This is a genomic window from Photobacterium sp. GB-1 (assembly GCF_003026165.1).
Lineage (GTDB): Bacteria > Pseudomonadota > Gammaproteobacteria > Enterobacterales > Vibrionaceae > Photobacterium.
This window is the reverse complement of record NZ_PYOB01000003.1, coordinates 12471-28433: the sequence shown is the minus strand read 5'-3', so window position 1 is coordinate 28433 and position 15963 is coordinate 12471. Positions and strand designations below refer to the sequence as shown.

Here is a 15963-nt window from a genome sequence, read left to right as displayed (position 1 = left end):
TACTTTCCGTTTACATTTAGCTGTCGTGATCATGAATTAGTAAAAATTACATGATTACGACACAAAAATGTCACGCTAGCTCCCTACCCTCAGTCAGCAATTTATCGTGATAACTAACTAGTAAGGAATGAGATTTGTCACTTAATCTTGAGCGCAACATTCGCCCTTGTTTGGCCATTTTTGATCTTGATGAAACACTTATCGCAGCAGATTCAGCTAGCCTTTGGACAACATTTCTCGTTAACAACCAACTTGCTTCATCATCGTTGGAGCAACAAGAAGCTGAAATGATGCAAGCTTACCAAAAAGGTAAGCTTGATATGGAGAGCTATATGGATAAAACATTGGCTCCTTTAGTAGGAAAAACAGAACAAGAAATATCTGCTCTCGTTACACGTTTTATTGAAGAATACATTTCACCTGCCGTTTATTCTGATGCCATTAAGCGAATTGAATGGCATAAAAAGCGCGGAGATGAAATCATAATTGTCTCTGCTTCATCTGAACATCTCGTAAAACCAATTGCGGAGAAACTCGGCGTCTCTCATTGCATCGCTATTAATTTAGAAACGATTAACGGTGTATATACAGGGAAAACATGTGGTGTTCTCAGCTATCGCGAAGGTAAAATTACACGTCTTGAATCATGGCTAGCAGAACAATCACAATATTATCGTCACTATTACGGCTATAGTGACTCCATCAACGACTTGCCTTTACTTAAATTCGTTCAAAAGCCTTTTGCTGTTAACCCGGATCCTTCTCTTGCGCTTCACGCACAAATGAATGAATGGACAATTATGGACTGGCGACACGATAATAATATCTTACGCTAACAACAGACATACACATCATACCAACAGCATAGTTTTGATTTTATGCTGTTCTAAACTATAACTGTATTGATATTTCGCATTGCAGCCCTCATTTACAGATAGTAACAATAATCGTCCCTATTTTTGTGGCGAAGAGTAGATGTGTTACAACTTTCGTAATACATTATCTGGGCATTTTATTTAGATTTAAGACTTGTACTAGTATGTTCAGCTACTGTTCAAGTTAATAATGTGAATAATGCAGTAACGAACTAACCTATAAAGCAAGGTTGATTCTTTTTATTTCAGAGTCAGCTATGCAACTAAGCTATCCCTGCACATAGGGTATTGAGAAGGTAAAAACCATGACTCCACAAGAAAAAGATCTTATTCAAAGTGTTGCTACTAAGCTCAAACAAAGCCCAGAAAGCAAAAAAGATGCAGATGCTGAAAAATTCATTGCCGATGAAATAGCATCTCAGCCCGATGCTATTTACAAACTTACTCAAGCTGTTCTAGTACAAGAAATGGCATTAAAGCAGCTAAAAGAAAAGAACGACTATTTAGAAAAGAATGCTGAGTACTATAAAGAAGAATCAAACCGTGGCTCGTTAAGTCGTATGTTTGGTGGCTCTCGTCCTGCTCCTCAGCCACCACAACCACCTGCTCGCCAACCAAGTGCATTTGGTGGGTTTATGCAAACAGCGGCAGGTGTTGCTGCAGGTATGGTTGCAGGTAGCGTAATTAGTAACATGCTATTTGATCACGATCAGCCAGCAGATACAGCAGCAGCCGATCCAGCGCCAGCAGCCGATACAACTGATACAACCCAAGATGCGGCACCTGATACAGCATCTGCAGATCAGGCTGTACCAGAGGCGGATGTTGCAAACCCAGCGTTTGACGACCAAGGCGGTAGCAGCTTCTTAGACGACACCGCTAATAACTTTAGCTCTGATTACACTGGTGGATTTGGTAACTCAGGCTTTGATGATAACCAAGGTTTTGGCGATTCAGGTTTTGGCGGTGATGACAGCGGCTTTGGTGACGATGATACATTCGCTAACAATGGTTTTGGTGGTGGCGACAGTGGCTTTGGCGACGACAGTGGCTTTGGCGACGACAGTGGCTTTGGCGATTTCGACGACGACCTCTAATCGATTACAAAAACAAAAAAGAGCGCATCAGCGCTCTTTTTATATCTCTAAGATTTGCATTTATTCTACGCTAGAAATTTCGGTTGCTTCTGAATTATCCATTAAAGCACGATAAGCCGTAGCTTCAACTGCCGCAATAATAAATGGAATTGCAATAACAATAACTCCCCAGATAAACACATTAATAAATTTTAGGCTCATCGCAAAGTTAGGGTTAGCAAATAATAAGAAAATGGGTAGACCGATAAACAACATATAAAATGCTACAGGTAGCAGTCCGGCAATCACAAAGGCATATAACCTTTTATGCTTAGTCAGCTCTAGTGCATCTTTAAAAGACGCTTTTTTCCCCGCAGCAATAGCAGGTAAAACAAAAGATAGACGAGAAAAAATCACCCAACCTGCACAACCTAATAGTAACAATATACAATACAGTACGCCGTTATTTACCCAATCATAATCTACTTTAAAAACAGCCCAGATAGCATATAACAATCCAAATAGTAGGAATAAATAAGCCGTATAGTGACGCTGCTGGACATCAAAACTGATACCTCTCCAATTAGAAAAGCGGGTATCGTCTGTACCATGGCTGTCTAGTATTTGCTGAGTTCGTAGACAGATAATGGAAGAAACTAGGAAAATTGCTATATTTAGGACAAATATAATCGCTTCCTCATATATCTCAATACCTGCCATTGATACTTTTAATGAACGTAATAAATACGTCACTATAAATGGAATGAGTAATGCCTTTACTAACCGTATTTTATTAGCAAAGACGGTTTGTACCGACTGGTGAAGTGTTTCTAAAATCATCTAATATCCTTTCAATCATCGTCATGGCGATAAACTAATACAGGTTAATTTAATGTCTCAACTTTTACCTTAAGTACACCTGACGCTGTATTTCCGATCGCACTAAAAGCTGAACGGGATAAATCTATTACTCGCCCTTTGGTGAATGGGCCGCGATCATTTACTGTCACAACAACACTTTTACTATTTGCTAAATTAGTTACTTTAACTTTGGTACCAAAAGGTAATGTTCTATGTGCTGCTGTTGGTTTATTTTGATCAAAGTGCTGCCCGCTTGCTGTCTTGCGCCCTTGATATTTATTTGCGTAATACGATGCTTTACCGTATTCACTATGGTGCTTATAGCTCAAAACAGGTTTTGTTGATGTCGTATTACCTGAGTTTGCACACCCTCCTAGTGTTAATAAACAAACAAATAATAAAATACAGTGTCGAATAGCGATTTTCGGTACAAACATCATTAATCCTATTTATAAGCATCAGAGCAATTTTACGCTATCATATAACTATTTGATAATCCGTATGTAAAGGTTATGTAAAAGTTATAACCCATAGATATATAAGTAACAAATTTAATCACTTATTCTTTATGGGTAATTAACAATACTTCTTCCCCTCCAAGTAAGCATCATTTCTCAGTACTCACAACGAAAAGCTAGTGTTAAACTAATTGTCTATTGTATTTAGTCCTAAAAGGTCATGTGATGAACCCAATTATTGCCCTGTTGAAAGAGAACAATATCAGCGATTCCCAAATTAATGAGATTTTTCAGACATTGACGCAAAACCCTCTTGCAGCAATGACAACAATTAGTCAGTTAGGCTTACCACAAGATAAGCTGCAACAATTGATGGCGCAGGTAATGCAGAATCCAGCATTAATCAAAGAAGCAGTAGAAGAGCTTGGTTTAGACTTTTCAAAAGTTGAAGAAGCAAAAGCACAATTGAATAAATAACCGTGCGTTAACTTCTAGATCAAAAATGTCGTTAATAGTTTACCTACTAACGGCATTTTTATATTTAGACAAAAGCGTACTGCAATAACGATAGGCTCACTAGCCTGTATAAAGCCATAACTCGTTATTGTTCCAACGGGTTTTCCATGTACCAAGGATATGCTCTGGCACTTCTAAGCACTTTCCTGTCGCCAGATCATAATGTTGTTTCAATAATGGTGAGGCGACACATAACACACCATCTTGATCACCAACAATACCGCGACTCATGACATAAGCTTTGGCAATAGGATCCCAATTATCAACGGCATAGACTGCATTATTTTGTTTAGGTAAGTAATACAGCGCAATTTGTTGTTGATTAACTAAGGCAGCAATACCTGAGTCAGGAACTAAATCATCTTTATGGCAGATCTTAACCCAACGAAGATCTGATTTTATTGATTGAGGTATTTCCGTCACATCACTCATAATTCCTCCTTAACAGGGATACGCTGGCCTCTAATACGTTGATATGGTAAGGATATTTCTTCATCTTTCAGATTAATAAACTGACGAAAACGATGCAGTTTTTGCTCTGATGATAAAGTTGTTTTCCATTCACATTGATAACTATTAATCACATGTTCCATTTGCTTTTCTAATGAGATGTTGATAGCAAGTTTATCTTCAATAACCACTTGTTTAAGATAATCGAGCCCACCTTCTAAATTTTCTAGCCATACTGATGTTCGTTGTAGACGATCAGCTGTTTTTACATAAAACATTAAAATTCTATCGATATAAGCAATCAAGGTGGGTTTATCTAAGTCAACAGCAAATAGATCACCATGACGTGGACGCATACCACCATTACCGCCAACATAAAGGTTCCAGCCCTGCTCTGTTGCAATAATACCAATGTCTTTACTTTGTGCTTCTGCACATTCTCGGGTACAACCTGAGACAGCAAATTTCAATTTATGCGGTGAGCGTAACCCTTTATAACGATTTTCTAATTCAATCGAGAGTGCCATTGAATCATCAACCCCATAGCGGCACCACGTTGACCCCACGCAAGATTTAACGGTTCGTAATGATTTGCCATAGGCATGACCCGTTTCAAATCCCGCCTCAATCAACTCAGCCCATATATCAGGCAATTGTGATAGTTGTGCACCAAACAAATCAACCCGTTGTCCACCTGTGATTTTGGTATATAAATCGTATTTTTTGGCCACTTCACCAAGGGTGATTAATTTATCGGGGGTAATTTCACCACCGGGAACCCGAGGCACTACTGAATAGCTGCCATCCTTTTGAATATTTGCAAGAAAGGCATCGTTAGAATCTTGCAGTGGTTGATAAGGTGATTCGAGAACATGCTCATTCCATAATGAAGCAAAGATTGATGCTGCTGTTGGCTTACAAATATCACAGCCTAACCCTTTCCCATGAGTAGAGAGTAAGGTTTCAAAATCTTGAATTTTTTCCACTTGGCATAAATGGAAAAGCTCTTGACGAGTATAAGAAAAGTGCTGGCAAACATGGTTGTTTACTTCCATTCCCATGCTCGCTAATTGTTCATCAACAATCTGTTTAACCATCGTGCTGCAGCCGCCACACCCTGTACCCGCTTTCGTCACTTGTTTAATTTCACCGAGTTCGTGACAACCCTGCTGTACTTGGCTAATTAATGCGCCTCGAGTAACGTTATGACATGAACAAATCACACTATTTTCATCAGTGGATGGCGCTAACATTGAGGTATCAAATAACAGTTGTGCAGGGTGCTCTGTTAATACCGTCTGATTTAAATAACATTGTAATAAGGCGTCATAATCGCTGCTATCACCCACTAAAATAGCGCCAAGAATTTTAGTGCTGTCAGCATTCACAACTAACTTCTTATAACGTCCACCAGCACTGTCTTGCAATACAACTTCCTTGGCCCCTTCAGTGCGCATCTGTGCATCACCGATGGAAGCCACTTCAACGCCTAGTAGTTTCAATTTGGTGCTCATATCCGCACCAACAAACTTGGCCTCTGTCTCGCTAACTAATTGCGAAGCAACTGTACGCGCCATGCTATAACCTGGTGCAACGAGGCCAAAAATTCGAGCTTGCCATAACGCACATTCACCAATCGCGTAAATATTTGCATCACTGGTTAAGCAGGTATCGTCAATCACAATACCGCCACGTTCGCCGATCTCTAATTCACATTGGCGAGCAAGGGTGTCTTGCGGTCTTATCCCTGCTGAAAAAACAATCACATCGACATCTAATGGCGTATCATTTTCAAACCATAAACGATGAGTCGCGGTTTCCCCATCAGTGATTTTTTCTGTACGCATATCGGTGTGGATATGAACACCTAATTCAGTGATTTTCTTTGCCAGTAAATCACCGGCTAAATCATCTAACTGAACAGGCATTAGCCGAGGAGCAAACTCTACGACATGGGTTTCTAACCCTAATAAACGTAAGGCATTTGCCGCTTCAAGCCCAAGTAACCCACCGCCAATAACAGCGCCAGTTTTGGCTTGTGAACAGGCATTCTTTATCGCCGCAAGATCATCAATTGTGCGATAAACAAAGCAATTCTGACGATCGTTGCCTTTAATCGGCGGAACAAATGGTGTTGAGCCTGTCGCTAACACTAATTTGTCATAATCTAAGCAAATCAGCTCAGAGGTAACCACATCACGAATATTTACCGTTTGCTGCGCGCGATTGATCTCAACAACTTGTTGCCCTAACCGTAAATCTATACCTTGGTTTTGATACCACGACACATCACCCAACATAAGATCTTGTTGAGATTTATCAGCAAACATCGCTGATAATTGCACCCGATCGTAAGCCGCTACCGACTCTTCGCCAATAACCGTAATGCAATAGTGTGCTAAACCGCCTTTATCGACTAATTGATCGATAAAGTGATGCCCCACCATGCCGTTACCAATCACAATAAGATGTTGTTTATCCATTCCGTTGTTCATATTGCCTCCTTACGCGACTTCTTGCGTTCTTGGCTGAGTCATTGGCTTAACTTTGCAGTGCTTCTCATATAAAAATTGTAAAACTTGCTGACGTAGATATTGATACCGTTCGTTATTTGCGAGAGAAACACGATTTCTAGGACGAGGTAGATCAACTGCTAATACTTGACCGATTGTGGCTGCAGGACCATTTGACATCATCACAATACGATCAGATAACAGCACGGCTTCATCGACATCGTGGGTGATCATAATAATGGTATTATTAAGCTCAGCTTGAATTGTCATTAAGGCATCTTGCAGATGTGCTCTTGTCAGTGCGTCTAAAGCACCAAATGGCTCATCCATCAGTAAAACATTGGGCTGCATTGCTAAAGCACGAGCAATCCCTACCCGCTGTTTCATACCACCAGAAATTTCATCAGGCTTTTTGTCACTGGCATGGGTCATTTGCACCAACTCTAAATAGTGCATCACTTGCTGATTAAGCAAAGTCTTACTCACTTTCTGTTTTTGATGTATCGCGACCTGTTTAAGCGCTAACTCAACATTTTGATAAACCGTTAACCACGGTAATAAAGCGTGATGCTGAAAGACGACCGCCCTATCTGGCCCCGGCCCTGCAACTTCTTTATTACTGACAATAACCCCACCATCAGTTGGCATCTGAAGACCTGCGATTAAATCAAGCACGGTTGATTTACCACAACCAGAATGTCCAATTAAGGAAATAAACTCTCCTTTATTGACGGTTAAATTAACGTCTTTCAAAGCAACAAATTCGCCCGTTGCGACAGGGTAACGCATCCCTAATTGAGTTAACTCAAGTAATGGTTTTTGCATCTTACTTCTCCTTTTTTCGCCTTATCGCAACACTTGCTGCTTATCCCATGAAACACGCTTTTGGATCATGAGCATTAATCGATCGAGCATTAAGCCAATAAAACCAATCATCACCACCGCAACCATAATTCGGCTTAACGATGCTGCACTGCCATTTTGAAACTCGTCCCATACAAACTTGCCTAATCCCGGATTTTGCGCGAGCATTTCTGCGGCAATAAGTACCATCCATGCGATACCAATTGATAATCTTAAGCCGGTAAAAATCATCGGAATGGCAGAGGGCAAAACAATCGTTCTAATATGCTGCCAATAAGATAAACGCAATACTCGACTCACATTGACTAAATCTTTATCAACATTCGTTACGCCAACGGCCGTATTAATTAAGGTTGGCCATAAACTGCATAAGGTGACGGTAAGCATCGAATTAAGAAAGGATTTTGCGACTAACGGATCTTTCGTTACGTAACTTGCACTTACTACCATGGTCACTAACGGCAACCATGCCAATGGTGAAACAGGTTTTAATAATTGAATAATAGGGTTAAACGCCATGTATAACTTGTGATTGAGTCCCAGCACTAACCCCAATGGGATCGCAATAACGGATGCTAAAATAAAGCCACAAGCAACAGTCACTAAACTGGTGACTATTTGATCAAAGAATGTCGCTTTACCCGTGTAAGCACGCACTTTGATATTGGCATCAGGATCAGCGGCTAATTTTTTAGCATTACGTACTTCCTGACGCTCATAGAAAGCCTGTTCTTTTTCTCCCTCTTGCAGATGATCTTCAACCAGTAACACAAATTGTTCAGCGGTTTGAACCGGTCCCGGTAATGAACCAAGTGATGTTTTCACTTGTAGTGCCGAAAAGTGCCAAATCACAACAAAAAACAAGACGCCTAATACTGGTAGTAACCATTCGGATGAGCGTTTTAACATGACTTTTTGCTCGGGTAATTGTTTAAGAAAACTAATCGTTGCTGACATGATCTCTCCTTAGATCTGCTGATCGCCTTTTAAGCCAATCGAAAATTGCTCGAGATACGCATTCGGGCTACGACCGTCATAGGTAATATTGTCAATGAAATGACTATGTGGAGGGCGGAAACCCGTTTCATTATCGACGTCTGAAAAATCTGATTGCTTCATAAGGCCATCTGAAATCAGGGCATTAACTGCTAATCGATAAATATCAGGACGATAAACTTGTTTGGCGATATCGATATACCAGCTATCAGGTTTTGCTTGTGGTATTTGTCCCCAGCGACGCATTTGGGTTAATGACCAAACAGCATCACTGTAGTAAGGGTAAGTCGCGTTATAACGAAAGAACACGTTGAAATCGGGTGCAGGTCTAATATCACCAGCCTCATATTCAAAGCTCCCTGTCATGCTATTCGCTATTACCTTTTCATCAGCCCCTACATATTCACTACGAGCAAGTATCTTTGAAGCCTCGGCACGATTCTCATTACCATTATGATCAAGCCACGCCGCTGCACGAATTAAGGCTTTAACTAATCGAATATGCGTATTAGGGTTTTCTTTCGCCCATGATTCCGTCACACCAAAGACTTTCTCTGGGTTATTCTTCCAAATATCATTATCTGCAATGATCGGTACCCCAATTTTTTTCGCTACCGCTTGTTGGTTCCAAGGTTCACCAACGCTATATCCTTGAATTGTTCCTGCTTCCATCGTGGCTGGCATTTGCGGTGGTGGCGTGACATTCAGTAAGATTTCAGCCTCACGTTGCCCACTGTTATCGCCTTTTTCAGGGGCATAAAACCCAGGATTGATCCCAGCGGCTGCTAACCAATAACGTAATTCGTAGTTATGGGTTGATACCGGGAAAACCATACCCATTTGAAATGGCTTTCCGGTATCTTTGTAATGTTCCAGTACAGGCTTTAACGCTTCAGCTTTAATCGGATGGATAACTTTTCCATTCTCATCAACCGGTAATTGTGGCTTAATTTGTTGCCATACTTCATTGGAAACAGTGATCGCATTACCATTTAGATCCATGCTAAATGCCGTAATAATCGGTGCTTTGGTACCAATACCGATTGTTGCACCGAGAGGTTGACCAGCCAGCATATGCGCGCCATCTAACTCACCATCAATCACGCGATCCAGTAGCACCTTCCAATTTGCTTGCGCTTCCAGTGAGACATACAAGCCTTCGTCTTCGAAATAGCCCTTCTCATAAGCAATAGCCAGCGGTGCCATATCCGTAAGTTTAATAAAGCCTAGTTTTAGTTCTTCTTTCTCAGGCTCGCCTAACACCAATGGCGATGCATTGACCGTTAGCGCTCCAAACAGCAAAGCAGATAAACTGACGCCGTACGATTTTTTGATGAGCTGCATGAGTCCTTTTATAGCCATAATATTTCCTACCCAACTTAAAAAATAAAAGCCACTGCTTCGGTTAAGAAACAGTGGCTTCGGTGCCATCCCAAGTACCTTCATGGTAGCTATGGATTTTTATCGCTCTCGTCGGTTATTCAAGTGCGACCAAAAATTTTGTGTAAGTGATGCGCTTGCACAACTTACACATTTATTAATCCATCATTTATGCCAATTTTTTTAAAATCGTAAAAAACATTAAAAACAGCTAGTTACGATATTTCGATTATTAGTTTTATTTATATTTGCCTTAATATGGTGCAGGTCGCACCAGATAAGTAACAGATAACAAAGTAAATAAAGCTAATATTGTTCGGTTTTCTGTAATGTTGAGATTAAGTTTCTCGCTATTTTCACCATCGGCAAACCATTATCCATCGCCGCTTTTCGTAGTGCGTCATGAGCTTGATTCTCATTAAGACCATGGTGCTTTTGGAGTAAGCCTTTCGCTTTATCGATCCATTTTTTATCCATGATTTTTTGCTCTAAATCTGCAATTTCCTGCGTCAGTTTTATTTGCTTATCACGCACTTGTTTTGCTCGCCCAATCCACGTTTCAAACTCGCAGTCAACCGTTGATGGCAGTAATAAATACCCTTCAGGATCTGGTAATATATTGAAAGTATTAATATTAAATTTACGAATAAAAACAATAAGCGGCGTACTATTTAAAGAAGTGAGTTTAATGATCTCTTTTAATTCAGCACAAGGCTGTAGCCATGAAGTCACAATAGTAGCGTCAGGATATTGCGATAACATCCCAGCTAATTGATTAAACTTAACCTCGATAACAACGCGGAGATCAATGGCAACACGCTGCGCTATTTTGCTTTGTTCTTCTTGGCTGTCGCTGCAAATAATAATAGGGATAACTGGCATAATCTTTCCTTGATAACAACATCTTTCTATACAAGTGGTTATTTTCCTATTACGTACACTGCAATTAGACTGCCAACTCTAAAAACAAAACTATAAATAAACCTATTTATTAAAATCAGCCCCTTAAAGCAAACACACTTGCTCAGTTAATTGCCTTGCTGTGCGCTGTAATTGCTCACGTAGTGCTACCACATCACCGATGATGATCAAGGCGGGGGATTCGCCTTTAAGATCCTCTGCTAATGCCGCGAGTCCTTTAAGTTGTTCAATATAGACAGCTTGATTAACAGAGCAGCCATGACAGATCACGGCAACAGGTGTCTCTTCATTTAATTTGGCCTCAATCAATTGGTTTTGTATCTGTTGTGCCTTCTCTAGTCCCATATAAAACACTAAGGTTTGCCCATTCGCGACAAGTTGCGACCACGCATTAAAAGCCCCTGTTGCTACATGTCCTGTGACTAAGGTAACGGAACGCGAAACTTCACGATGAGTAAGAGGAATACCAGCAGAAGCCGCGCAACCAATCGCGGCAGTAATACCTGGAATGAACTCATAATTAATATTTGCATCCACCAAGGCTAACGCTTCCTCTCCCCCTCGCCCAAAGATCAAAGGATCGCCCCCTTTAATTCTCACCACGTACTGCCCTTTATGTGCTTCTGATATCAATATCTGATTAATTTCCTCTTGCGATAAACTCGGTTTACCACAACGCTTACCTACATAAATATGAATAGCTTCAGGGTTGGCTAACGCAATAATATCTTGGCTGACTAAACGGTCATAAACGACAACATCGGCATGCTCAAGTGCGCGCAATGCTTTTATCGTTAATAAATCAGGGTCGCTCGGGCCAGCTCCCACTAAACTTACAAACCCGCTATCATGCTTACGACTTGCAGATGAAAGTGGCCTCAGTACCTTTTTGTACCCCTGATCATCATGAGACTGAAATCGACTTTTTAAGACTTGTTTAGCGGTTCGTTTGATTGTTGAAAAATCATCCATGATTTCATCCTTCATTTATAATTGAACAGTTGGAATAAGTTGCTGACTTTCTGAAAAATGTCGTTCAACTTGAGGTAGGCAAGTACCACAATTAGTACCGCATTTTAATTGCTTAGTAAGATCGGATAATGATGTGATGTTATTGGTAACAATGGCTTGTTCAATCATCAGATCCGTAATTTGGAAACAACTACAGACAAGCGTTTGCTTACTATGCTGAAAACCTAAGGCTTCTAGCACATCCGTCATCACAAAGGGTTGATTAACACAGTTAATCAGTGTCGTCATATCAACATTAATTGGCTGATCACTAAAAAGATGGATCGCCGTAGTATTCAATTTAATATCAGGGTTAATTACCTTGGCTAACTGCACTAAGGCAAATCCCCACTTTTGTTCTACTAATAAATACTGCTGTTTAGATCCAGCTAAAGATCGCAATAGCGCCGTTTTGTCTAAGCAAGTCTTACCTGCATATCGCCAGATCCCTTTCTGCTGATAATGTTCATTCTGATACGTTTGGAAACTGGCATATTCATAGTCCAATTGTGCCGGAATATCCCCTAATGACACGCCATGAAATTCCATTGAGATCGGTGTTAGTTTTACTTGTGCGGACTTAAAACTAGGCTGACCGGATATAGGATCACAAGCCACAATCACACTTTGATTGATAGCCGATTTTGCACCGTATTTCCCAGCCCAGTGCATAGACATAAACACTTGCTGCTGGCTAAGTGTCGAATCAAAAACAACCCGAGCAAGGTGTTTATTCAAATCTTGATAGCTCTCAAGCGATTCAATACAAACGAAGTCACCATCCACTAACCCAACATGTTTAGCACTGGTTGGATGAATATAAAGACTCGGCTCGACTTCAGACTGTGCCAATACTGGAACATGCCCAGTTCGTGTCATGGTATGCCATTGATCACGTTGTCGACCAGTGTTAAGCCAGAAGATCGATTGAGAGGCATCTTGCGCTAACATCACATTTGACGACGGGTTTTCACTTGCTGAAGGCGTGACGACTAATTGGGCTTTTCTGGTTGGAGTCGAAAATAAAGGAAGGTCATTGTGTTGTTCAAATACGCCATTACTGGTCGAATTGAGAGGCCATTGCTGCGGTTGCCACGTTTGATAATCATCATCACTAAGCAGTGCTAAACATGAAATATCAAATAACAAATCAGTACTATTATTAATCCCACTTAAGGCGGCATGTTCACGGAAAATATCGGCTTCTGATTGATAATCAAACGCTTTGCTAAAACCTAACTGCTTCGCCACATCACAAATAATTTGCCAATCGGCTTTAACCTCACCTGGCATTGCGGTAAATGCCCGCTGTCGACTCATCATACGCTCTGAGTTTGTTACCATACCTGATTTTTCGCCCCATGCCGCTGCTGGTAATAAGCAATCTGCATACGCTGCTGTATCTGATTCAGGGGTAATATCAGAGACAATCACATATTCACACTTTTCTAATGCTCGGCGTACTTGCTCGTTATCTGGCATCGAAATCACTGGGTTAGTTGCCATGATCCACAACACACGGATATCACCGTTTTCTACGCTTTTAAATAAGTCGACCGCTTTATGCCCTGCCTTTGTTGCGATATTAGGTGCTTGCCAAAATGCTTTAACTTGCGAAATTGAATCATCATCAAAACCACGATGAACGGCGAGTTGATTAGCAAGCCCCCCCACTTCTCTTCCTCCCATCGCATTAGGCTGGCCTGTTATAGAAAAAGGACCACAACCTTGTTTTGCCATTTTTCCACTAACTAAATGGCTGTTAATAATGCTATTGGCTTTATCTGTACCACAACTTGCTTGATTCACCCCTTGGCAAAATACCGTCACAGCACGCGGCGCTTCCTTCATCCATTGGTAAAATGTTGCTAGTTGCTCAATCGCAATGCCACTACTTTTACTTACTTCAAGCAATGAATATTTATCTTTCATTACCTCTTGCTGTAATGCATCAAAACCTTCAGTTACCTGAGCAATAAAATCACGATCAACCGCGTTGTTCTCTATAAGGTAACGAATTAACCCATTGTAAATATCAATATCGGTATCATTGGCCAATGCTAAATGTAAATCCGCTTGCTCTGCTGTTACCGTTTTACGTGGATCTATCACCACTATTTTTAATAATGGATTTTGTTTTTTTGCTTGTTGGATACGTTTAAAAACAATGGGGTGAGTCCACACTAAATTAGAACCCACCAGCACAATTAAGTCGGTGTTGTCTAAATCGCTATAATTGGTAGCAACAATATCTTCACCGAATGCTCGGTTATGTGCAGCAACAGCAGAAGCCATACATAACCGAGAGTTTGTATCGACATGGCTACTACCAATAAAGCCTTTCATTAATTTGTTGGCAACATAATAATCTTCCGTCAATAACTGACCAGATAAGTACATACCAATGGCTTCAGGACCGGATTCTGCTATCACACGGCTAATGGTTTCAGCTATTTGACTGGTTGCCTGATCCCACTCGACAACCTTTCCTTTAATTTGAGGATATAACAAGCGATTAGGTTGGCTCATACTGGCTACGAGTGACGAACCTTTTACACAAAGTGCACCACGATTTGTTGGGTGAGATACATCACCAATAATCTCAGACTGCTTTGTTACAACGCCACAGCCAACACCGCAATATGGACATGCTGATTTAATTCCTTGGCTAATCATCCCTTCCCCTTAACAATATCGCACTGCCACTGAAATAAAAAAAACGCTTATCCCGAGAAGAGATAAGCGCCAATGCTTAACGAAATAGTGAATGTGCAATAAGATTAATGCAGTGAGTATGCCAACCTAAAAAAACAAGAAATTACTATTAGATAACAGTGAGTTAATTGCCACCCCTTTACTTTTTAATTTCTACCGTAATCACCCACAGCACCAACATAATGCGTCGTTGCACAACAATGAGTCATCAAGATGCTGGCTCTGGCCACGTCATATCATCAACACGTTCATCCGCAATATAAAATAGACGAGTAGCAGGAGTAATAGATTGGTTTAATGGTGGATTGACTTGAATCCCCTTACCATCGTCATAGGCAATAAGGATAGCATCGTGCTGATATTTAAAATGCTCAAACAATAACGCAAAGGTCGCTGGTTGTTGTGTTGAAGGGTAATCAATCGCATATTGAGTCATCCCTTTATCCGTACTTAATAGCTCTTGATGAAGCACACTCGACCCCGGATCAACCGCTGATTTAGCAATCATTTCAATCGCAACCGAAGGAATACATTCCGCATTAGGACAATGAAGCTTTAATAAATCGCTCAGCCCCTCGTCATCAAAATAAGCCAGTAAATGTGCACTTGGATTACGACCTGCGGCAAATAATGCTGCAGTTAAGGTTACGTCATCATGTAGCGCATCAACAATAATACAACTGGCTTTATCTATACTGGCACGCGCCATTTCCTCGGCATTGGTATAGCTAGTGACACGGACAAATTCTATCTTATCAGGCATAGGGTTTTCGATTTCAGAACGCGTACATAACACAATCGTCCGACGCCCTGCTTCTTCATGTAGTAACATTCGTAACATGCTAAGCGTTCGATTTTCATTCCACCCCAACAGTAAAATATGCTGCTCCATTTCAAGACTCCTTTTTCCTAACATGCCACGTCGCCAAACACTCACGAACAAGGTTGCTATCCGGCCAACAACAATCGCAAATAGCCCTAAACCACCCGGAATAATAAATAGCGCAGCCACCCATTTACCGAGTGCGGTTTCAGGAGAATGATCGCCGTAGCCCACAGTAGAAGCGGTTACGACTAAGTAATAAAAGAAAGTGGAGAAAGAACGACTTAATTGTTTTTCACCCACAAGAAACAGTAGTAACCAACTTATTGCGATGTATAAACCCGTGATAACTGCAATATTTCGCCCAGTTAGTTGAGAGAAATATTTTACCGTGATCCGTTGTAGGTATAACCACAGCCCCATATTCACCCCACACTCAAATAAATATAACCCTCAGATTTAAGCGTAGCTTGTTAAAGGTAATTATTTAAAAGCCGTACTTAA

General features: G+C 40.8%; 14 protein-coding genes. 3 read left to right on the top strand and 11 right to left on the bottom strand.

Annotation, left to right across the window (positions count from 1 at the left end):
* Positions 1 to 134: 134 nt before the first annotated feature.
* Complete coding sequence (locus C9J45_RS04410) at positions 135 to 836, top strand: HAD family phosphatase (RefSeq protein WP_107206846.1); 702 nt, start codon at positions 135 to 137, stop codon at positions 834 to 836.
* A gap of 344 nt (positions 837 to 1180) precedes the next feature.
* A complete protein-coding gene (locus C9J45_RS04405; protein ID WP_107292202.1) occupies positions 1181 to 1972 on the top strand; it encodes a DUF2076 family protein in 792 nt (263 codons plus the stop codon).
* A 60-nt stretch (positions 1973 to 2032) separates the two neighbouring features.
* Here C9J45_RS04405 and C9J45_RS04400 read toward each other — a convergent pair whose 3' ends face one another.
* Entirely contained in the window at positions 2033 to 2791 is a 759-nt protein-coding gene (locus C9J45_RS04400) for a hypothetical protein (protein ID WP_107206844.1), read from the bottom strand.
* 44 nt (positions 2792 to 2835) lie between these two features.
* Complete coding sequence (locus C9J45_RS04395; RefSeq protein WP_107247253.1) at positions 2836 to 3249, bottom strand: septal ring lytic transglycosylase RlpA family protein; 414 nt, start codon at positions 3247 to 3249, stop codon at positions 2836 to 2838.
* A gap of 246 nt (positions 3250 to 3495) precedes the next feature.
* Here C9J45_RS04395 and C9J45_RS04390 point away from each other — a divergent pair, with 246 nt between their 5' ends.
* Positions 3496 to 3747 carry a DUF2999 family protein gene (locus C9J45_RS04390; RefSeq protein WP_005364493.1) on the top strand — a complete coding sequence of 84 codons (252 nt, stop codon included), beginning with the start codon at positions 3496 to 3498 and terminating at the stop codon, positions 3745 to 3747.
* 99 nt (positions 3748 to 3846) lie between these two features.
* Here the strand turns inward: C9J45_RS04390 and nirD are convergent, their stop codons facing one another.
* From nirD to C9J45_RS04345, 9 genes are all read right to left on the bottom strand, one after another.
* Positions 3847 to 4218 (bottom strand): nitrite reductase small subunit NirD, encoded by a 372-nt coding sequence (gene nirD / locus C9J45_RS04385; protein ID WP_107206842.1) that lies wholly within the window; start codon positions 4216 to 4218, stop codon positions 3847 to 3849.
* Complete coding sequence (gene nirB / locus C9J45_RS04380) at positions 4215 to 6731, bottom strand: nitrite reductase large subunit NirB (RefSeq protein ID WP_107292201.1); 2517 nt, start codon at positions 6729 to 6731, stop codon at positions 4215 to 4217. The genes nirD and nirB overlap by 4 nt, the downstream gene beginning before the upstream one ends.
* A gap of 9 nt (positions 6732 to 6740) precedes the next feature.
* Positions 6741 to 7574, bottom strand: coding sequence for an ABC transporter ATP-binding protein (locus C9J45_RS04375; protein ID WP_107292200.1), 834 nt, complete (start codon positions 7572 to 7574; stop codon positions 6741 to 6743).
* A gap of 21 nt (positions 7575 to 7595) precedes the next feature.
* Positions 7596 to 8522, bottom strand: coding sequence for an ABC transporter permease (locus tag C9J45_RS04370; protein ID WP_107206973.1), 927 nt, complete (start codon positions 8520 to 8522; stop codon positions 7596 to 7598).
* 57 nt (positions 8523 to 8579) lie between these two features.
* Positions 8580 to 10040 (bottom strand): CmpA/NrtA family ABC transporter substrate-binding protein, encoded by a 1461-nt coding sequence (locus C9J45_RS04365; RefSeq protein WP_107292199.1) that lies wholly within the window; start codon positions 10038 to 10040, stop codon positions 8580 to 8582.
* Positions 10041 to 10295: 255 nt separating this feature from the next.
* Entirely contained in the window at positions 10296 to 10871 is a 576-nt protein-coding gene (locus tag C9J45_RS04360; RefSeq protein WP_107247251.1) for an ANTAR domain-containing response regulator, read from the bottom strand.
* Between the two features lie 123 nt (positions 10872 to 10994).
* Positions 10995 to 11882, bottom strand: a complete 888-nt coding sequence (cobA, locus tag C9J45_RS04355) for a uroporphyrinogen-III C-methyltransferase (protein WP_107292198.1) — start codon at positions 11880 to 11882, stop codon at positions 10995 to 10997.
* Between the two features lie 15 nt (positions 11883 to 11897).
* Positions 11898 to 14597, bottom strand: coding sequence for a nitrate reductase (locus C9J45_RS04350; RefSeq protein ID WP_107292197.1), 2700 nt, complete (start codon positions 14595 to 14597; stop codon positions 11898 to 11900).
* Between the two features lie 247 nt (positions 14598 to 14844).
* Positions 14845 to 15882, bottom strand: coding sequence for a potassium channel family protein (locus C9J45_RS04345; protein ID WP_107287808.1), 1038 nt, complete (start codon positions 15880 to 15882; stop codon positions 14845 to 14847).
* Positions 15883 to 15963: the final 81 nt, after the last annotated feature.